Consider the following 19,667-nt stretch of genomic DNA (forward strand, 5'->3'; position numbering starts at 1 on the left):
GCAGGATAGGTTCGTGTTATGCTACCACCAAGATCCATTGTTATACCAGATAAGCGCAACACCCCGGTGGTAAGTTTTCATCGTGATGTGGCAAGTCTCACGCCGCGTCAGTCGGGGATAAAATGGCAGTCATGAGGCATTTCGAAACCTTTTTTGGCTGGTAATGTGCGCCGCAGTAGATTACAACCAGAAACTGCAAGGGGTTGTATACTTGATACTGAGGTATTTTAGTGGCGTCCGTTTTGGTAAGCCGACAAAGGCAAGCTGGGGCTGGCGTGAAATTTAGGCAGGAAGGTGGCATGTCTGCACAACCGGTAGATATTCAAATTTTTGGCCGTTCGTTAAAAGTCAACTGTCCGCCAGAACAACAAGATGCGTTGAACATGGCGGCGGACGCTCTTAACCAACGGTTGCAAGATCTTAAAGTTCGCACTAGAGTCACAAATACTGAGCAACTGGTTTTTATCGCAGCATTGAACGTCTGTCACGAACTTGCTCAAGAGCAGTTGAAAATCCGAGAGTATGCATCCAACATGGAGCAACGCATTCGTATGCTGCAACAGACCATTGAGCAAGCATTGCTTGAACAAGGCCGTATCTCTGAGCGCCAGGATGCACAGTTTGAATAACTTAGTCTATTGAAATATAAAATTTTCGATAGTGAGTAAAAATTTCTCTGAGATGTTTGTCAGCGGGTCAGTCCCCTGAGCCGATATTTAGTACAAACAGAATGTGTTGATCTGCGATCGGTGAGCATGCTCGGTGCGCCGGGAAGCCTTAAGATTGCGATGGCACGTTCACCTTGAACCATGGGTTCAAGGGTTACAGCCTGCGACGGCATCTTGGAGATCCCTCTTCCTCAGCGGTTTATGTGTGCTGAAACCCACACTGAGCAAACCTGACGACATCATGCCTTTTCAATCCCATTTTTTACAGCAACGCCAGACTATTCGCCAACAAATTCGTCGACGACGACGTGACATTACGTCCGAGCAACAGCACATCTCCGCCCAAAAAATAGCCGAACGCGTAACTGTGCACCCACGCATTTTAGCTGCACGCAGCATTGCGGTATTTTTGCCTTTCGATGGCGAACTTGACACCACTGCGCTGATCGAACGGCTGTGGCTATCGGGCAAGCAGATTTATCTGCCAGTGCTGCACCCGTTTAGCCCTGGCTACCTGTTATTCCTGCGTTATACCCCCAATACGCCGCTGGTATGCAACCGCTTCAATATTCTGGAGCCGCAGTTAGAACTGCGTGACGTGCTGCCGCTTGGCGAATTGGATGTGATGCTGACGCCGGTGGTGGCGTTTGATGATACCGGCCAAAGGCTGGGTATGGGCGGCGGCTTTTATGACCGTACTTTGCACCACTGGCGGCGCGGCGGCCCTTACCCTATAGGGCTGGCTCACGACTGCCAGCAAGTGGCACAACTACCGACTGAACACTGGGATATTCCACTGCCGGAGATCCTGACCCCAACACGCAGTTGGGCGTGGCCGGACAGCGAATAGCAAAAGGCCGGATAAACCCAGCCTTTTACATTATCGCACTGCCGCTATCAGAACAGCAAACGGGTGCGGATGGTGCCTTCGATAGCCTTCATGCGTCGCAGCGCAATACCGGCACGTTCAATTTCCGCTTCGATGTCGATCACCACATAGCCGATTTCCGAGCCAGTTTGCAAATACTGCGCGGCGATGTTAACCCCTTCTTCGGCGAAGATTTGGTTAATCTGCGTCAGCACACCAGGGCGGTTTTGATGAATATGCAGTAGGCGGCTGGCGTTTGGCCCATGCGCCGGCAGCGACACTTCTGGGAAATTGACCGCCGATAGGGTCGAACCATTGTCGGAGTATTTAGCCAATTTGCCAGCCACTTCATCACCAATGTTCTCCTGCGCTTCCTGGGTGGAACCGCCAATATGCGGCGTCAACAGCACGTTATCGAACTCACACAGCGGCGAGTTGAATGGATCGCTGTTGGTCGCCGGCTCTTCTGGGAACACGTCGATCGCCGCACCAGCCAAGTGGTTGCTAGCCAACACATTGCACAACGCGGGGATATCCACCACAGTGCCTCGCGAGGCGTTGATCAGGATGGCACCCGGCTTCATCAATGCCAGTTCTTCTGCCCCCATCATGTTCTTGGTAGACGGGGTCTCCGGCACATGCAACGTCACCACGTCGCTCATATTGAGTAGATCAGACAGGTGATGCACCTGCTGAGCGTTGCCCAGCGGCAGCTTGTTCTCAATGTCGTAGAAAAACACCTTCATACCCAAGCCTTCTGCGAGAATGCCCAATTGGGTGCCGATATGGCCGTAGCCAATAATGCCCAGCTTCTTGCCACGCGCTTCATATGCACCCACGGCCAATTTGTGCCACACGCCACGGTGCGCCTTAGCGTTAGCGGCGGGAATACCGCGTAACATCAGCAGCAATTCGCCCAGAACCATCTCGGCCACAGATCGGGTATTGGAAAATGGCGCGTTAAACACCGGAATACCACGTTTAGTCGCCGCTTTTAATTCAACCTGATTAGTACCGATGCAAAAACAGCCCACCGCCACCAGCTTTTCGGCAACGGCGAAAATCTCTTCGGTCAGATGCGTGCGCGATCGGATACCGATGAAGTGAGCATCGCGGATCGATGCCTTCAGCGATTCGCTGTCTAACGCGCCTTTATGGTATTCAATGTTGGTATAACCGGCAGCACGCAAATTATCTACCGTGCTTTGATGAACCCCTTCTACTAACAGGAATTTAATCTTTTCTTTCTCCAATGATACTTTTGCCATTTACCCAACCCTATGTTCAGACTTCAGAAGTCGCTACGGTGAAGCAGCTCTACCCAACATAACAAAAATAACGCGGGCGGCAATACAAACGATTGCCTGGCCACCAGCACAAGATACAGTCATGCCGGCATTTTTTGGTATAAAGTGCCAAAGGGGAAAGCTTATACATCAATTTTAGGGATTCAACATCAAAAAAGTTATATAAATCACCAAATTTAGCGATTTCAAGAAAAGGTATTTTAATCGGGGAATGATACGGCCAAGAGATTTCCCAGGCCGCATAACACCGGCAGACGCAGGGATTTATACGATGACCTTCACGCCATCCTGCGTACCGACCAGCGCCACATCAGCGCAACGGTTGGCGAACAAACCAACGGTGACCACGCCAGCGATGTCGTTAACTTGATTCTCTAATGCCACAGCATCGGTAATGATCAGATTATGCACGTCCAGGATCACGTTGCCGTTATCGGTGACCACGTTCTGACGATACTCTGGCAGGCCGCCCAGCTTCACCAGTTCGCGCGCCACATAGGATCGGGCCATCGGGATCACCTCCACTGGCAGCGGGAATTTGCCCAGCACATCGACCTGCTTGTTGGCATCGACGATGCAGATAAATTTACGTGCGATGGCGGCAATCACCTTTTCGCGCGTCAGCGCCGCACCGCCGCCTTTAATCATCTGCATATAGCTGTTGATTTCATCCGCCCCATCCACATAGATATCCAACGAGTCCACTTCGTTGCTATCGAAAACAGGGATGCCGAGGCTTTTCAACTTGGCGGTGGAAACATCAGAACTAGAGACCGCGCCTTCAATTTGGTGCTTGATAGAGCCAAGCGCATCAATAAAGTGGCTGGCGGTAGAACCGGTGCCGACCCCAACAAGGGTACCCGGCATCACGTATTCCAGCGCGGCCCAACCCACTGCTTTTTTCATTTCATCCTGCGTCATAATATATCCCTTGCCTTTCTGCAAAAACCTGTGCGTATTATAGGGTAAAATGCTGTTGTTCACTCAGGCAGAAACATTATTCTTTACCTTGAGCCGCATTTTTAGCCGCCCAGCGGCAAACTGCTCCTACGATTTTTACCCCTACACAACGCGCAAAATGTGGCATAGTGCTGATATCGATTTAATTTAAGAGATATCTTTTCCGATGAAACGCCCAGACTATCGAACGCTGCAAGCGCTGGACGCGGTGATCCGTGAGCGCGGCTTTGAGCGCGCCGCACAAAAGCTTTGTATCACGCAATCAGCGGTATCCCAACGCATTAAACAACTGGAAAATCTGTTCGGCCAGCCGCTGTTGGTGCGTACCGTGCCGCCACGCCCTACCGAACAGGGGCAAAAGCTGCTGGCACTGTTGCATCAGGTAGAACTGTTGGAAGAGGAGTGGCTGGGCAACGACACTGGCATCGATGCCCCCCTGCTGCTGTCGTTGGCGGTCAACGCTGACAGTCTGGCTACTTGGCTGTTGCCAGCATTGAAACCGGTACTCGCGACTTCGCCCATCCGCCTGAACCTGCAAGTGGAAGATGAAACCCGCACCCAAGAGCGGCTACGCCGAGGCGAAGTGGTGGGTGCGGTAAGTATTCAACCGCAGCCACTACCAAGCAGCCTGGTGGATCGCTTGGGCGCGTTAGACTATTTGTTTGTCGCCTCAAAGGGCTTCGCCGAACGTTATTTCCCTAACGGCGTCACCCGCTCCGCGTTGCTGAAAGCACCGGCAGTGGCATTCGACCATCTCGACGATATGCATCAGGTTTTCCTACAGCAGAACTTCGACCTGTCACCGGGCAGCGTACCCTGCCATATTGTGAACTCGTCCGAAGCCTTCGTGCAACTCGCTCGCCAGGGCACTACCTGCTGTATGATCCCACATTTGCAAATTGAGAAAGAACTTGAGTCAGGCGAGTTGATCGATCTGACTCCGGGGCTGTACCAGCGCCGCATGCTGTTTTGGCATCGCTTTGCGCCGGAAAGCCGCATGATGCGCAAAGTGACCGATGCACTGGTAGATCACGGGAGCCGAGTGCTGCGCCAGGATTAGACGACAAGGTTCACTGCGGCGAGCCTTTTTGCCATTACTGCTACTGCGCGGCGTTACGCTGCAATTCGAATACCACAACTACCTGATGGTCAAAGTGAATGCTTTGCTGTGCATAGGTGTGAGCTACGTCGCTTCCCTCCGTTGCTTTGTACATGCATATCATCGGCATCGGCTGGTCGTTAACCACATGATAGCGATTGCTGTAAACCGACCTCAATTAGCGTTAAAGCCCTTCACCCGCGAGGCGGCCTACTGGATGGCATTTTCGATGGCTTGCTGGCGTGCTTGCTCACGATAGACACCCGGCTGGGCAATACCCAATTCAACCGCGCGGATCTCATTCAGGCCTGCTTTCAATGCACCATCCAGTAGCGCATTCAGCTTATCTAATTGACGCAACGTCACCTGAACCTGGCGCACCGCACGGTAACCTTTCAACACCGACTCGCCGGTTTTCAGGTAATTGTATTCCAGTTGGGTACACAGATTGGCAGCACTGATATCTTGCTTCTTGATGTTGTTTTTCTGTAAGAAATCGACGTATTACGCTACGCGCTCATCCACCTGCTGCTTGGCCTGTACGGCGTCTTTGGAGGATGCGCTGACTTCGATCGCCAATCAGGTATCGCCTCCACGTTGGCGGTGCCAGAAGTGAGCACATGCGGCCCTTTAGGCACTTCAGCCGCCGACAATGCCAGCGGCAAGGTTCCCCCTCCAACCAATGCGGCCATAGCCAATGTTGTAAGCTTCACATTGTCTCCTTATAACAAGCTATACCAACAAAAAGGGAGCCGAGGCCCCCTGCTGCTTACTCCACTTTCGCGTCTGCGGTACGATACAGATGAACGTCCATCTGTGGGAACGGGATATTGATGTTGTTGGCATCCAGCGCGCGCTTGAAATTTTCCATCAGATCGAAGTACACGTTCCAATACTCTGCGGTGGTAGTCCATGAACGGGTGACAAAGTTCAGCGAGGATGGTGCCATTTCGTTCAGACGCACAATCACGCCTTTGGCATGCAGAATGCGCTTGTCGGCAGCAATCACGTCGCCCAGTACTTTCTTCACCACGTCGATATCAGCGTTGTAGCCTACACCCACTACGATATCTACACGGCGGTTCGGCTCACGGGAGTAGTTGATAATATTGCCAGCGATGACTTTACCGTTGGGCACCACAATGATTTTGTTATCGCCGGTGCATAAGGTGGTGGAGAAGATCTGCACCTGATTGACGGTGCCAGCCACGCCGCCCAGATCAACGTATTCACCTACACGCAGTGGACGGAAGATCACCAGCAACACGCCAGCAGCAAAATTGGACAGCGAACCTTGCAGCGCCAAACCAACAGCCAAACCAGCGGCACCCAGCACAGCGATCACCGATGTGGTCTGCACGCCTACACGCCCCAACACCGCGATAAAGGTGAATGCCAGCACACCGTAACGCACCAGCGCCGACAGGAAGCCCGCGATCGTGGTATCAATGCCACGCAACTTCATCACGCGGTTTACCATATTGCTGGCCACGCGGGCGGCGATCGAACCGATGACCAGGATAGCAATAGCGGCGACAATGTTCACCGCATACTGGATCAACAAGTCTTGGTTATTCACCAACCAATCGCCAGCACCGTGCAGGCCGTCTACTACATTCAAATCTTTCATTCGTGTCGTCCTATCTCTGTCCCTGTAGGGATAAACGCGCAAAAGTATGCCGACACCGACCCAAAAGATTTCAAATTGCAGCTTGAAAGACAACGAGTCTAGGATGCCAGCCGGAAACTACCCTCTAAGGTTAACCAAGATTAAAGCCGCACGCCAACCGTAAGCGTTAAAAATAACCGTAACTATGGCTTGTTTCTTCTATGCTAAAACAGCACTCGCGTTTTTTTAAGACTAGGAACTCGTCCGCCATGCATATCCGTTCCTCATTTCGGCACTACTGGCAGGTCAGGCCCAGGCTGCTGTTCTCTGTTGGCGCAGGACTGCTGTGCGCACTGCTACTACCTTTACAGTTCTCGCTGCTGCAACGGCTGATGATCGGTTGGAACGTGCTGGCTTGGCTTTACTTGCTGTTTCTCTGGCGATTGATGCTGGTAAGCACGCCGACACATATCCGTCAGATCGCCCGTACGCAGGATGAAAGCGCCAGCATAGTGTTGGCGCTGGTCAGCATTAGTTGTCTGGTGAGCATACTAGCGATCCTGTTTGAACTGAGCAGCGCCAAACAAGCCAGCAACTCGCTGAAAACCCTGCATCTAGCGTTGACCGGCACCACATTGTCGGTGTCTTGGCTACTGCTGCCAACCGCCTTTACCATGCATTACGCCCATCAATTTTACTGCCGGGGTGCCTCACAAGCCCCATTGCCACTGCTGTTTCCCGGCAACCTTACCGAACCGACCTATCTAGACTTCGCCTATTTCTCGTTCACCATCGCGGTGGCGTTACAAACAGCCGATGTGGCGGTCGGCACGGCGGAGGTACGGAAGATCACTCTGCTGCATTCGGTGATCTCCTTCGTGTTCAATATGGCGATTCTGGGGCTATCAATTAACGTTGGTGCCGGTCTTTTGGGCTGAAAAAAAACAGGCTCCCTATAGGGAGCCTGGCATGTTTTGAAACAGTTAGCCGAAACTTACAGAACGTCTACCGCGTTCAAATCTTTGAAAGCCTGCTCCAAACGAGCCACCATGCTGGTCTGTGCTGCACGCAGCCATACACGTGGATCATAATATTTTTTGTTCGGCTGATCGGCACCTTTCGGGTTGCCCAGTTGACTTTGTAGGTAAGCTTCGTTGGCTTTGTAATACTGTAAGATGCCATCCCAAGTCGCCCATTGGGTATCGGTATCAATATTCATCTTGATCACACCGTAGCCGACTGACTCTTTGATTTCTGCGTCGGTAGAGCCGGAACCACCGTGGAACACAAAGTTCAAGCTGTTGTGCGGCAGGTGGTATTTCTTGGATACGTAGTCCTGAGAATCACGCAGGATAGTCGGAGTCAGTTTGACGTTACCTGGCTTGTACACGCCATGCACGTTGCCGAACGAAGCGGCGATGGTGAAACGTGGGCTGATGGCGTGCAGTTTTTCGTAGGCGTAAGCCACGTCTTCCGGCTGGGTGTATAGCGCGGAGGCATCCATATGGCTGTTATCCACGCCATCTTCTTCACCGCCGGTACAGCCCAGTTCGATTTCCAACGTCATGCCGATCTTCGCCATGCGAGCCAGATACTGGCTGCAAATCGCGATGTTTTCTTCTAGGGATTCTTCAGACAAGTCGATCATGTGGGAAGAGAACAACGGTTTGCCAGTCGCGGCGAAATGTTTCTCGCCAGCGTCCAGCAGGCCATCCAACCATGGCAGTAGTTTCTTGGCACAATGGTCGGTGTGCAGAATAACCGGCACGCCGTAATGCTCAGCCATCAGGTGGACATGATGCGCCCCGGAGATTGCCCCCAGGATCGCGGCCCCCTGTGGAACATCCGTCTTCACGCCTTTGCCAGCGATAAACGCGGCACCGCCGTTAGAAAACTGCACAATCACCGGTGCACGCACTTTCGCTGCTGTTTCCAATACCGCGTTGATGGAGTCAGTACCCACGCAATTCACTGCTGGCAACGCAAAGTTGTTCTCTTTGGCTACCGCGAATACTTTCTGAACGTCATCGCCCGTGATGACACCTGGTCTTACGAAATCAAAAATTTTAGACATGTGACTTTGCCCTGTTTTATCGGCTATAGACATAAGGTGGAGGTAAATCGATTTTTTTCACGCCGTGCTGCCGTTACCGCGCATTATAATACCAACGGGCATTCCGCCTCCCATTGCCTGAATTACTGCTTAGCGCGCTCTTCCAACATCACAACCGCCGGCAATGGCTTCCCTTCAACAAATTCGAGGAAAGCGCCACCGCCAGTGGAAATATAGGAGATTTTGTCAGCGATACCGAACAGATCAATTGCTGCCAAAGTGTCGCCGCCACCCGCGATAGAAAAGGCTGCACTATCAGCAATTGCACGGGCGACGATCTCGGTTCCCTTACGGAAATTAGGGAACTCGAATACGCCGACTGGGCCATTCCACAGAATGGTTTTGGCGTTCTTCAGGATAACGGCTAGACGCTCAGCAGAGACATCACCCATATCCAGAATTTGCTCATTATCCTTGATCTCGTTGGCTTGCTTCACGGTGGCTGCGGCAGTTTCAGAGAACTCAGTCGCTACGCGTACATCGGTTGGTACCGGAATATCACAGGTTTTCAGCAGATTCTGCGCATTTGGGATTAGATCCGGCTCATACAGGGACTGGCCCACATTGTTGCCCTGTGCCGCCACAAAGGTGTTGGCGATGCCGCCACCGACGATCAGTTGATCGGCGATTTTGGACAACGAGTCCAACACCGTTAGTTTGGTGGAGACTTTAGAGCCACCAACGATAGCGACCATCGGGCGAGTCGGGTTGCCCAACGCCTTGCCCAGCGCTTCCAACTCGGCAGATAGCAGCGGGCCAGCACAGGCTACCGGGGCGAATTTGCCCACTCCGTGGGTAGATGCCTGTGCGCGATGTGCAGTGCCGAAGGCGTCCATCACATACACGTCACACAGTGCCGCATATTTCTTCGACAGGGTTTCGTCGTCTTTTTTCTCACCCTTGTTGAAACGGACGTTTTCCAATACCACCAACTCGCCTTCGTCGACGTCCACGCCATCCAGATAATTCTTCGCCAGACGTACCGGCGATTTCAGATGCTCTTTCAGGTAATTGACCACTGGCAGCAGGGAGAATTCTTCGTTATATTCACCTTCAGTAGGACGCCCCAAGTGGGAAGTTACCATTACGCGAGCGCCTTGTTTCATCGCAGCTTCAATAGTCGGCAAGGAGGCGCGAATACGTGCATCGGAAGTCACTTTGCCATTTTTCACTGGTACGTTGAGATCGGAACGGATCAGAACGCGTTTACTCCCCAGATCCAAATCGGACATCTTAATTATAGACATGGTGAAACCTCTATTCTTGTTGATTCTCTATAATGTTGCCTGAGTAACGCACCAGCTAATGCTGATGCAAGCGGCCATTACCCGTGTTGTATCCAGCACCCTTTGGCAAAGCCCTATTCCTTGTCACACTAAGCCCAATCCATAACCGGGGCTGTATACCATCGACAACCGTACTGCGCAGTGCGGATCCAAGGTTAAAACCAATCAAGACTCATTAGTCTTAGCCATTGCATCTAATCAACTATATCACGAAAATATCCGCCTGCAGTTACGCCACAAGTTCCGGTGATAGACTTATACCGTCTGCTGATCGTTCATGGCGGAGTGAGCGATAGTCACGGTACCCGCCTCGATACTGTAGGCCCCCACTAAACCACTGACAGTTTGATCAAGGGAATAATGCAATGGGGGTGCATAATGCGCTGCCTGCTGGTTGACACCAAACACGAAAGTGGTGTGCAGTCGTTGCTACCCGCATGGGCAAACGCGGTACCTGCTTCATTCATTCTGTTCGTCAGGATATTACCGCCGCCACCCTGGCGCTTCTGCGGTATAGCACACTAACTGAAACGCTTCAGCTGAGCATAAACCAAAGTGTTTGTAAAAGGAACAGGCGCAGCAAATACGCTGAGCAGCAGAAGCTGCATTTTACCAGAATAATAGCCTATCCTAGTAGGCATGCATTGTTGCAGCCAGTCGGCACACGAACAGCACGCAACAACCGCAGCATACAGGGAGTACGTGAGGATGGTGAGCACTGCCCAGGGCCATAAAAGGCAAATAAAATAGCCTAATGGGATAGGCTCTAAGATGTTCTGGCTCAGATTTTGGCTCAAGGCGGTGGTAGGAAAGATTAGCGGTGCGGATAAAAAAACGGCTCCCTTAATGTGGAAGCCGTTATAGTGGCGCAGATTAAGGGAAGCCTTAACTCAACGGCATTGCCAGGCGTTGTCATGGGTAATGCGATGCACTTTACTTCAGCAGCGCCTGCGCCTTGGCCACCACGTTATCCACGGTGAAGCCGAACTCTTTAAATAGCTGCTCTGCTGGCGCTGACTCACCGAAGGTGGTCATACCAACGATGACACCATTCAGACCCACGTACTTGTACCAGTAATCCGCAATACCCGCCTCCACCGCCACGCGGGCCTTCGCCGCCGCTGGCAGTACCGATTCACGGTAAGCGGCATTCTGCTTGTCGAACACATCGGTCGAGGGCATTGACACCACGCGCACTTTGTGGCCAGCTGCCGTCAGTTTGTCCGCCGCTTCCACCGTGATGCCCACTTCCGAGCCAGTGGCAATCAAGATAACTTCCGGCGTGCCAGTGCAATCCTTCAGCACGTAGCCGCCACGGTACACGTTCGCCAACTGCTCTGCGGTACGCAGCTGCTGGGCCAAATTCTGGCGCGAGAACACCAGCGTGGTCGGGCCATCGTTGCGCTCGATGCCGTACTGCCAGGCAATCGCTGATTCCACCTGATCACACGGACGCCAGGTGCTCATGTTTGGAGTCACACGTAGGCTGGCCAACTGCTCTACCGGCTGGTGAGTCGGGCCGTCTTCCCCCAGGCCGATGGAGTCATGGGTGTATACGAACAGGTTGCGCAATTTCATCAGCGCCGCCATGCGCACCGCGTTGCGGGCATATTCCACAAACATCAGGAAGGTCGCCGAGTACGGCAGGAAACCACCGTGCAGCGCGATGCCGTTGGTGATGGCAGTCATGCCGAATTCTCGCACACCGTAGTGAATGTAGTTGCCCGCAGGGTCAACGTTCAGCGGTTTAGAACCGGACCACATGGTCAGGTTGCTCGGTGCCAGATCAGCGGAACCGCCGAGGAATTCCGGTAGCAGCTTGCCGTAGGTTTCCAGCGCGTTCTGTGACGCCTTGCGGCTGGCGATGTTGGCCGGGTTGGCTTGTAACCCTTCTACGAAGGCCTTCGCCTCGGTGTGCCAGTGAGCCGGTAGTTCGCCGTTTATGCGGCGCTTGAACTCGGTAGCCAGCTCAGGGAAGGCTTTAGCGTAAGCGGCGAAGCGATCATTCCAGGCAGCTTCTTTGGCCTGGCCAGCGTCTTTCGCATCCCATTGGGCGTAGATATCCTGCGGGATTTCGAAGGCGGCATATTTCCAGCCAAGCTGTTCGCGGGTAGCAGCCACTTCAGCAGCACCCAGCGCAGCACCATGCACGTCATGGCTACCCGCTTTGTTCGGTGAACCGAAACCGATTATGGTTTTGCACATCAGCAGTGATGGTTTGTCGGTGAACCTGCGAGCTTCTTCAATCGCCGCCTTGATGGCGTCCGGGTTGTGGCCGTCGACGTTACGCACGACATGCCAGCCATAAGCTTCAAAGCGCTCAGCAGTATTGTCGGTGAACCAGCCATCGACGTGACCATCAATGGAGATGCCATTGTCATCGTAAAAGGCAGTCAACTTGCCAAGCTTCAACGTACCGGCCAACGAACAAACTTCGTGGGAGATACCTTCCATCATGCAGCCGTCGCCCATGAAAGCGTAAGTGCAGTGGTCAACGATATTGTGACCTGGGCGATTGAACTGCGCGCCCAACGTGCGTTCGGCAATGGCAAAACCCACAGCGTTGGCGATACCTTGGCCGAGTGGGCCGGTGGTGGTTTCGACGCCAGGAGTATAGCCGTATTCCGGGTGGCCCGGCGTTTTGGAGTGCAGTTGGCGGAAGTTTTCCAGCTCGCTCATCGGCAGGTCATAGCCAGTGAGGTGCAGCAGGCTGTAAATCAACATGGAGCCGTGACCGTTGGACAGCACAAAACGATCGCGATCAGCCCAGAGCGGGTTAGTTGGGTTGTGGTTTAGGTAGTCACGCCACAGGACTTCAGCGATATCCGCCATCCCCATAGGTGCCCCCGGATGGCCGGAATTCGCTTTTTGTACGGCGTCCATGCTGAGTGCGCGGATGGCGTTGGCAAGCTCTTTACGAGAGGACATGTTTTACTCCAAGTCGGATTAAAAAAGCAGTCAAGTTTCCTATTTTCTCAGACTCCGCATTAAAACGGCAATCCCTAATACCAAATGAGAACGAGCGTACTGCTTTTGAGTGTGATGAGACAGTTTTCGGAATAATGCCCTTATCTATCGCACTGGCGTACACTAGTCTCATGCGGCAATATCTATTCTCTATAGCAACATTCTCCCTTTCCTTGTTATTATCACGGGATGATAACGTTATTAAGATTCGTACCTCTTTGTTAGCGATAAGGATTCCTTAGTGAGCAGTTGCCAAAACTGGAACACCGAGGCGTTGATACAATCTGGCACACAGGTTTTCCAAGTAGCGACGCTAAGCAATGACGACATAAAACCCTAAGCGATAAATCCAGCACAGAGATGGACAGCAAGGCACAAATCGCGCGTGCTGACAGCACCGTTGACAAACGTCTGAGCAAAATCGCAACGGCACTGGGGGATAATATCAACGGCATGCCCGCCAACTATAAGGTTTAAATTACTCAATGCCCAGTTCTCGCAGTAGCAGGAAAGCACCGCAGATGACTACTCATTCGACTTGATGGAAAAAACGCGGCATCGATCCCAACGGCCTCATCACCCGCTTTGAAAAATTGGCGAAAGTGGTACCCGACCATCAAAGCAACCTGTTCGATGACCATCCGTCTTCTGAAGCGCGCGCACAACATCTGCGACTGTATTGCGGCTGACCAGTAAGGCGAAGTGGGGATAAAACGGATGGCGTGCATTGCGCGCTCCGCCATCATTTATCAGGCTCAGCGCCCTTTCTTTTTGCGGCCAGGCTGGGTAAAACGCTTGCGAGCAGCCAGGCTACTGCCAGATCTATTGCCGTTTCTCGGCCCATTATTGCCAGCTAAATTTTTCACCGCGGGTTTGGCTTTCTTCACCGATTTCACTTCTGAGGAAGAATCCTCAATCAATTTGAATAGTTGCCCTCGCTCGTCGTCGGTCAAATCACGCCACTCCCCCAAAGGCAGCCCTATCAGGCTAACATTCATGATACGGGTTCGTTCCAGCTTGGTGACTTCATAGCCAAAATATTCACACATACGGCGTATTTGGCGGTTAAGCCCCTGTACCAGCACAATACGAAAGACCAATGGCGTTTCTTTCTTCACCTTGCACTTTTTGGTCACCGTACCCAGCATCGGCACACCGTCCCCCAGACCACGGATAACGTCATCGGTCAGCGGTTTGTTGACGGTAACCCGATATTCTTTCTCGTGGCCGTTGCCCGCACGCAGGATTTTGTTTACCAGATCACCCTGGTTGGTGAGGAAAATCAGCCCCTGTGAGTCCTTATCCAACCGACCAATCGGGAAGATGCGGGTGCTGTGATTAACAAAATCGACGATATTGTCTTTTTCGCCGTCTTCCGTGGTGCTGACAATGCCAACCGGTTTGTTTAACGCAATGAAGATCAGGTTATCTTCGTTACGGGGTTCAATCACTTGGCCATTGACCTTGACGACATCGCCTGGAAACACCCGATCGCCAAGCGTAACACGCTTGCCATTGATAAAAACATTGCCTTGTTCAATGTAGCGATCGGCATCACGACGAGAGCAAATACCACTTTCACTAATATATTTGTTCAGACGTAGAGATGATTTGCTCAGCATGGCTTCTCCAAAACCGGAAATATCTTTTATTTTTAAGGCAGCGGGAAACCGGCTGGCTCTTCTTTTCCGCAATGCGATCAATTACGTGCGCCCAGCTAGGGCTGATGCTTTTCTCGGCAACTTTCTAACCAATACGCCTTGCCATAGCTATCGCTTATACCTCTTTCTTCGCTGCCTGTAGATATAGCATTTCCAAGCCCAGGGTGGCTGCGGCCAACGCGGTGATATCTGACTGATCATAGGCTGGTGCCACTTCCACTACGTCCATGCCAACGATATTCAACGATTGCATGCCGCGCACCAGCTTCAGCGCGCGATCCGAGGTCAGACCGCCGATCACCGGGGTGCCGGTGCCGGGGGCGAAAGCCGGGTCTAGGCAGTCGATGTCGAAAGTCAGATATACCGGCATGTCGCCAACGATCTGTTTGATCTGGGTCAGCAAGTCTTCCACGCTGCGATCGTTGACCTGCGCGGCGTCCAACACGGTGAAGCCATTGCCATAGTCGAATTCGGTACGGATGCCGATTTGCACTGAGTGATGTGGGTCGATCAGGCCTTCATTCGGCGCATGGAAGAACATGGTGCCGTGGTCATATTTGCTGCCATTGGCGTAAGTGTCAGTGTGAGCGTCAAAATGTACCAACGCCAGCTTGCCGAAATGCTTAGCGTGAGCGCGCAGCAACGGCAGCGTGACGAAATGATCGCCGCCGAAAGAAAGCATGTGCTTGCCGGACATCAGCAGTTTTTCTGCGTGTGCTTGTAATTTGTCGCTCATATCCTGAGCGTCACCGAAGTTGAACACGATATCGCCACAGTCAACCACATTCAGACGATCACGCAGATCAAAATGCCACGGCCAGCGGTTACCTTCCCAGGCGAGGTTGGTGGAGACCTGACGGATCGCCGCTGGGCCATGGCGACCACCGGCACGGCCAGAGGTTGCCATGTCAAATGGAATACCGGTGATGACCCACTCTGCATTACTGTCGTAAGGCATGAAATTCAGCGGAAAGCGCAAGAAACCAAAGGCGTTGGACACTAAAGAATTATCGAACTCATGACCTAATGTGCTCATAGTAAACCCTCAATTTTAGCAAGCAGTTACAAAATCCTCACACGTCGTTAGCCCGACGGAAAGAGATTTATACCCACAATAATTGGCGTTGACATGATGGAAAACATCAGGCCATGTCCATCAGGCAGTTCATAATCTTTGTCGGCGGGTTTTACTTTTTTGTACTGCGACGGCAGAAAGCTGGCGGTGTGTTATGGTCATCATACACTCCATGGCTATCGTTAAAAGCCAAACGACGGGAATGGTGTAATAACCTGTATCCGCAACCCTTTCTCAGCCACAAAACCAAAATAGCCTACTAAATTTCTCTTTCCGGCGCGTAGGCCATTTTGCGCCGGATACTTCTCTATTCCGGGAGGTATCATAGAGACGAAAAAAAACCGTATGCCTATGACAGCACTACGGTTTTCACTCATCCATATGATGTGTAGGAACATCTTGGAATAGGTAAGTGGCGGAACGGACGGGACTCGAACCCGCGACCCCCTGCGTGACAGGCAGGTATTCTAACCAACTGAACTACCGCTCCACCGGTTCTTCTACGTTGCATCTCACGACGCCAGGCAAAATCGACTTGGCCTATTTTGCATTTTATCAGTGGTAATACTGATAACGTTTATTTGGTGCCTGGCAGTGTCCTACTCTCACATGGGGAGACCCCACACTACCATCGGCGCTACGGCGTTTCACTGCTGAGTTCGGCATGGAGTCAGGTGGGACCACCGCGCTATCGCCGCCAGGCAAAGTTTTTTTACCGAATTACTAACCTATCTTAAATAAAGTGGTGCTGATACCCAGAGTCGAACTGGGGACCTCACCCTTACCAAGGGTGCGCTCTACCAACTGAGCCATATCAGCACACTACACTAATTTGATGCCTGGCAGTGTCCTACTCTCACATGGGGAGACCCCACACTACCATCGGCGCTACGGCGTTTCACTGCTGAGTTCGGCATGGAATCAGGTGGGACCACCGCGCTATTGCCGCCAGGCAAAGTCTGTTTCATTCTCGGCCGTTACTCACGTAACCACCAGAACCAATCTCGGAACTCGCTGAAAATAACTCCACCCCTGCCTATAACACACCTTCGGTGTTGTAAGGTTAAGCCTCACGGCTCATTAGTACTGGTTAGCTCAAAGCATCGCTGCTCTTACACACCCAGCCTATCCACGTCTTCGTCTTAAACGTGCCTTCAGGGACCTCTCAGACCCAGGGAAGACTCATCTCGAGGCCAGTTTCGCGCTTAGATGCTTTCAGCGCTTATCTGTTCCGCACTTAGCTACCGGGCAATGCCATTGGCATGACAACCCGAACACCAGCGGTGCGTTCACTCCGGTCCTCTCGTACTAGGAGCAATCCCTCTCAATCTTCCTACGCCCACGGCAGATAGGGACCGAACTGTCTCACGACGTTCTAAACCCAGCTCGCGTACCACTTTAAATGGCGAACAGCCATACCCTTGGGACCTACTTCAGCCCCAGGATGTGATGAGCCGACATCGAGGTGCCAAACACCGCCGTCGATATGAACTCTTGGGCGGTATCAGCCTGTTATCCCCGGAGTACCTTTTATCCGTTGAGCGATGGCCCTTCCATTCAGAACCACCGGATCACTAAGACCTACTTTCGTACCTGCTCGAGCCGTCACTCTCGCAGTCAAGCCAGCTTATGCCTTTGCACTAAACTCACGATGTCCGACCGTGATTAGCTGACCTTCGTGCTCCTCCGTTACTCTTTGGGAGGAGACCGCCCCAGTCAAACTACCCACCAGACACTGTCCTCACCCCGGGTCACGGGGCAAAGTTAGAACATCAAACATTAAAGGGTGGTATTTCAAGGGTGGCTCCTCGCAGACTGGCGTCCACGATTCACTGCCTCCCACCTATCCTACACATCAAGGCTCCATGTTCAGTGTCAAGCTATAGTAAAGGTTCACGGGGTCTTTCCGTCTTGCCGCGGGTACACTGCATCTTCACAGCGAGTTCAATTTCACTGAGTCTCGGGTGGAGACAGCCTGGCCATCATTACGCCATTCGTGCAGGTCGGAACTTACCCGACAAGGAATTTCGCTACCTTAGGACCGTTATAGTTACGGCCGCCGTTTACTGGGGCTTCGATCAAGAGCTTCGCCTTGCGGCTAACCCCATCAATTAACCTTCCAGCACCGGGCAGGCGTCACACCGTATACGTCCACTTTCGTGTTGGCACAGTGCTGTGTTTTTATTAAACAGTTGCAGCCAGCTGGTCTCTGCGACTGGCTTCAGCTCCCTCCGATACGGAGTTCACCTACATGCCAGCGTGCCTTCTCCCGAAGTTACGGCACCATTTTGCCTAGTTCCTTCACCCGAGTTCTCTCAAGCGCCTCGGTATTCTCTACCTGACCACCTGTGTCGGTTTGGGGTACGATTAAAGGTGACCTGATGCTTAGAGGCTTTTCCTGGAAGCAGGGCATCAACAGCTTCTGCACCTTGGTGCATCGTCATCACGCCTCAGGGTTTCTGTATGGCGTTCCGGATTTACCCAAAACGCCCCCCTACACGCTTAAACCGGGACAACCGTCGCCCGGCCTGCCTAGCCTTCTCCGTCCCCCCTTCGCAGTCACACCCAGTACAGGAATATTAACCTGTTGCCCATCGACTACGCTTTTCAGCCTCGCCTTAGGGGTCGACTCACCCTGCCCCGATTAACGTTGGACAGGAACCCTTGGTCTTCCGGCGAGCGGGTTTTTCACCCGCTTTATCGTTACTTATGTCAGCATTCGCACTTCTGATACCTCCAGCACCCCTCACAGGACACCTTCAACGGCTTACAGAACGCTCCCCTACCCAACAACGCATCAGCGCCGCTGCCGCAGCTTCGGTGCATGGTTTAGCCCCGTTACATCTTCCGCGCAGGCCGACTCGACCAGTGAGCTATTACGCTTTCTTTCAATGATGGCTGCTTCTAAGCCAACATCCTGGCTGTCTGGGCCTTCCCACATCGTTTCCCACTTAACCATGACTTTGGGACCTTAGCTGGCGGTCTGGGTTGTTTCCCTCTTCACGACGGACGTTAGCACCCGCCGTGTGTCTCCCGTGATAACATGCTTCGGTATTCGCAGTTTGCATCGGGTTGGTAAGCCGGGATGGCCCCCTAGCCGAAACAGTGCTCTACCCCCGAAGATGAATTCACGAGGCGCTACCTAAATAGCTTTCGGGGAGAACCAGCTATCTCCCGGTTTGATTGGCCTTTCACCCCCAGCCACAGGTCATCCGCTAATTTTTCAACATTAGTCGGTTCGGTCCTCCAGGTGGTGTTACCCAACCTTCAACCTGCCCATGGCTAGATCACCGGGTTTCGGGTCTATACCTTGCAACTCTTCGCCCAGTTAAGACTCGGTTTCCCTACGGCTCCCCTATGCGGTTAACCTTGCTACAAAATATAAGTCGCTGACCCATTATACAAAAGGTACGCAGTCACACCTCAACGGTGCTCCCACTGCTTGTACGTACACGGTTTCAGGTTCTTTTTCACTCCCCTCGCCGGGGTTCTTTTCGCCTTTCCCTCACGGTACTGGTTCACTATCGGTCAGTCAGGAGTATTTAGCCTTGGAGGATGGTCCCCCCATATTCAGACAGGATGTCACGTGTCCCGCCCTACTCATCGAACTCACAGCCAGTGCATTTTTGTGTACGGGGCTATCACCCTTTACTGCGCGACTTTCCAGACGCTTCCACTAACACACCCGCTGATTCAGGTTCTGGGCTGGCCCCCGTTCGCTCGCCGCTACTGGGGGGATCTCGGTTGATTTCTTTTCCTCGGGGTACTTAGATGTTTCAGTTCCCCCGGTTCGCTTCGTCAAGCTATGTATTCACTTAACGATAGTGTGACGTATCACACTGGGTTTCCCCATTCGGGTATCGCCGGCTATAACGGTTCATATCACCTTACCGGCGCTTTTCGCAGATTAGCACGCCCTTCATCGCCTCTGACTGCCTAGGCATCCACCGTGTACGCTTAGTCACTTAACCTTACAACCCGAAGGTGTCTCACTTCGCATTGCAAACAGGTGAGTGTCACCATGACAGCTTGACCCTTACCCCAATACCTCTAC

12 protein-coding genes, 2 tRNA genes, 3 rRNA genes, 1 other RNA gene and 2 pseudogenes are annotated in these 19,667 nt (G+C 52.6%); 6 read left to right on the forward strand and 14 right to left on the reverse strand.

Going from position 1 to position 19,667, the window contains the following annotated elements; translation table 11 throughout:
* Positions 1 to 299: 299 nt before the first annotated feature.
* The 3 genes from zapA (at position 300) to SYMBAF_RS12710 (ending at position 1,518) form a co-directional block, all read left to right on the forward strand.
* A complete protein-coding gene (zapA, locus tag SYMBAF_RS12700) occupies positions 300 to 629 on the forward strand; it encodes a cell division protein ZapA (protein WP_040266985.1) in 330 nt (109 codons plus the stop codon).
* A gap of 41 nt (positions 630 to 670) precedes the next feature.
* Positions 671 to 853, forward strand: a non-coding RNA gene (gene ssrS, locus SYMBAF_RS12705) — 6S RNA.
* A gap of 56 nt (positions 854 to 909) precedes the next feature.
* The gene (locus SYMBAF_RS12710; protein ID WP_040267114.1) at positions 910 to 1,518 is read left to right on the forward strand and encodes a 5-formyltetrahydrofolate cyclo-ligase; all 609 of its coding nucleotides are present in this window, start codon (positions 910 to 912) and stop codon (positions 1,516 to 1,518) included.
* 47 nt (positions 1,519 to 1,565) lie between these two features.
* Here the strand turns inward: SYMBAF_RS12710 and serA are convergent, their stop codons facing one another.
* Together serA and rpiA are read right to left on the reverse strand one after the other, a co-directional pair.
* Positions 1,566 to 2,804 carry a phosphoglycerate dehydrogenase gene (gene serA / locus SYMBAF_RS12715; RefSeq protein ID WP_040266986.1) on the reverse strand — a complete coding sequence of 413 codons (1,239 nt, stop codon included), beginning with the start codon at positions 2,802 to 2,804 and terminating at the stop codon, positions 1,566 to 1,568.
* Positions 2,805 to 3,107: 303 nt separating this feature from the next.
* Positions 3,108 to 3,764, reverse strand: coding sequence for a ribose-5-phosphate isomerase RpiA (rpiA, locus tag SYMBAF_RS12720; RefSeq protein ID WP_040266988.1), 657 nt, complete (start codon positions 3,762 to 3,764; stop codon positions 3,108 to 3,110).
* A 205-nt stretch (positions 3,765 to 3,969) separates the two neighbouring features.
* On the opposite strand from rpiA, the gene SYMBAF_RS12725 reads away from it, so the two are divergent.
* Positions 3,970 to 4,863: a LysR family transcriptional regulator ArgP gene (locus SYMBAF_RS12725; protein ID WP_040266989.1), complete on the forward strand. Its 894-nt coding sequence runs from the start codon at positions 3,970 to 3,972 to the stop codon at positions 4,861 to 4,863.
* 40 nt (positions 4,864 to 4,903) lie between these two features.
* Here the strand turns inward: SYMBAF_RS12725 and SYMBAF_RS12730 are convergent.
* Both SYMBAF_RS12730 and mscS read right to left on the reverse strand, forming a co-directional pair.
* A pseudogene (locus SYMBAF_RS12730) lies at positions 4,904 to 5,615 on the reverse strand (oxidative stress defense protein).
* A gap of 56 nt (positions 5,616 to 5,671) precedes the next feature.
* Complete coding sequence (mscS, locus tag SYMBAF_RS12735) at positions 5,672 to 6,532, reverse strand: small-conductance mechanosensitive channel MscS (RefSeq protein ID WP_040266990.1); 861 nt, start codon at positions 6,530 to 6,532, stop codon at positions 5,672 to 5,674.
* 248 nt (positions 6,533 to 6,780) lie between these two features.
* Between mscS and SYMBAF_RS12740 the strand changes: the two genes are divergently transcribed.
* The gene (locus SYMBAF_RS12740; RefSeq protein ID WP_040266992.1) at positions 6,781 to 7,449 is read left to right on the forward strand and encodes a DUF1345 domain-containing protein; all 669 of its coding nucleotides are present in this window, start codon (positions 6,781 to 6,783) and stop codon (positions 7,447 to 7,449) included.
* 56 nt (positions 7,450 to 7,505) lie between these two features.
* On the opposite strand, the gene fbaA is transcribed toward SYMBAF_RS12740, so the two are convergent.
* From fbaA to tkt, 3 genes are all read right to left on the reverse strand, one after another.
* Positions 7,506 to 8,585 (reverse strand): class II fructose-bisphosphate aldolase, encoded by a 1,080-nt coding sequence (gene fbaA / locus SYMBAF_RS12745; RefSeq protein WP_040266994.1) that lies wholly within the window; start codon positions 8,583 to 8,585, stop codon positions 7,506 to 7,508.
* Positions 8,586 to 8,707: 122 nt separating this feature from the next.
* Positions 8,708 to 9,871, reverse strand: a complete 1,164-nt coding sequence (gene pgk, locus SYMBAF_RS12750) for a phosphoglycerate kinase (RefSeq protein ID WP_040266995.1) — start codon at positions 9,869 to 9,871, stop codon at positions 8,708 to 8,710.
* Between the two features lie 972 nt (positions 9,872 to 10,843).
* The gene (gene tkt / locus SYMBAF_RS12755; protein WP_040266997.1) at positions 10,844 to 12,838 is read right to left on the reverse strand and encodes a transketolase; all 1,995 of its coding nucleotides are present in this window, start codon (positions 12,836 to 12,838) and stop codon (positions 10,844 to 10,846) included.
* Between the two features lie 239 nt (positions 12,839 to 13,077).
* Between tkt and SYMBAF_RS12760 the strand changes: the two are divergent.
* A pseudogene (locus SYMBAF_RS12760) lies at positions 13,078 to 13,566 on the forward strand (M48 family metalloprotease).
* Positions 13,567 to 13,632: 66 nt separating this feature from the next.
* Here SYMBAF_RS12760 and rluF read toward each other — a convergent pair.
* The 7 genes from rluF to SYMBAF_RS12795 form a co-directional block, all read right to left on the reverse strand.
* Positions 13,633 to 14,499 (reverse strand): 23S rRNA pseudouridine(2604) synthase RluF, encoded by an 867-nt coding sequence (rluF, locus tag SYMBAF_RS12765; RefSeq protein ID WP_006708263.1) that lies wholly within the window; start codon positions 14,497 to 14,499, stop codon positions 13,633 to 13,635.
* A gap of 154 nt (positions 14,500 to 14,653) precedes the next feature.
* Complete coding sequence (speB, locus tag SYMBAF_RS12770; RefSeq protein ID WP_040266998.1) at positions 14,654 to 15,574, reverse strand: agmatinase; 921 nt, start codon at positions 15,572 to 15,574, stop codon at positions 14,654 to 14,656.
* Positions 15,575 to 16,026: 452 nt separating this feature from the next.
* A tRNA-Asp gene (locus SYMBAF_RS12775) sits at positions 16,027 to 16,103 on the reverse strand.
* A gap of 96 nt (positions 16,104 to 16,199) precedes the next feature.
* Positions 16,200 to 16,315, reverse strand: a 5S ribosomal RNA gene (gene rrf / locus SYMBAF_RS12780).
* A gap of 41 nt (positions 16,316 to 16,356) precedes the next feature.
* A tRNA-Thr gene (locus SYMBAF_RS12785) sits at positions 16,357 to 16,432 on the reverse strand.
* An 18-nt stretch (positions 16,433 to 16,450) separates the two neighbouring features.
* Positions 16,451 to 16,566, reverse strand: a 5S ribosomal RNA gene (rrf, locus tag SYMBAF_RS12790).
* A 106-nt stretch (positions 16,567 to 16,672) separates the two neighbouring features.
* Positions 16,673 to 19,584, reverse strand: a 23S ribosomal RNA gene (locus SYMBAF_RS12795).
* Between the last annotated feature and the right edge of the window lie 83 nt (positions 19,585 to 19,667).

This window comes from Serratia symbiotica, from assembly GCF_000821185.2.
Classification (GTDB): domain Bacteria; phylum Pseudomonadota; class Gammaproteobacteria; order Enterobacterales; family Enterobacteriaceae; genus Serratia; species Serratia symbiotica.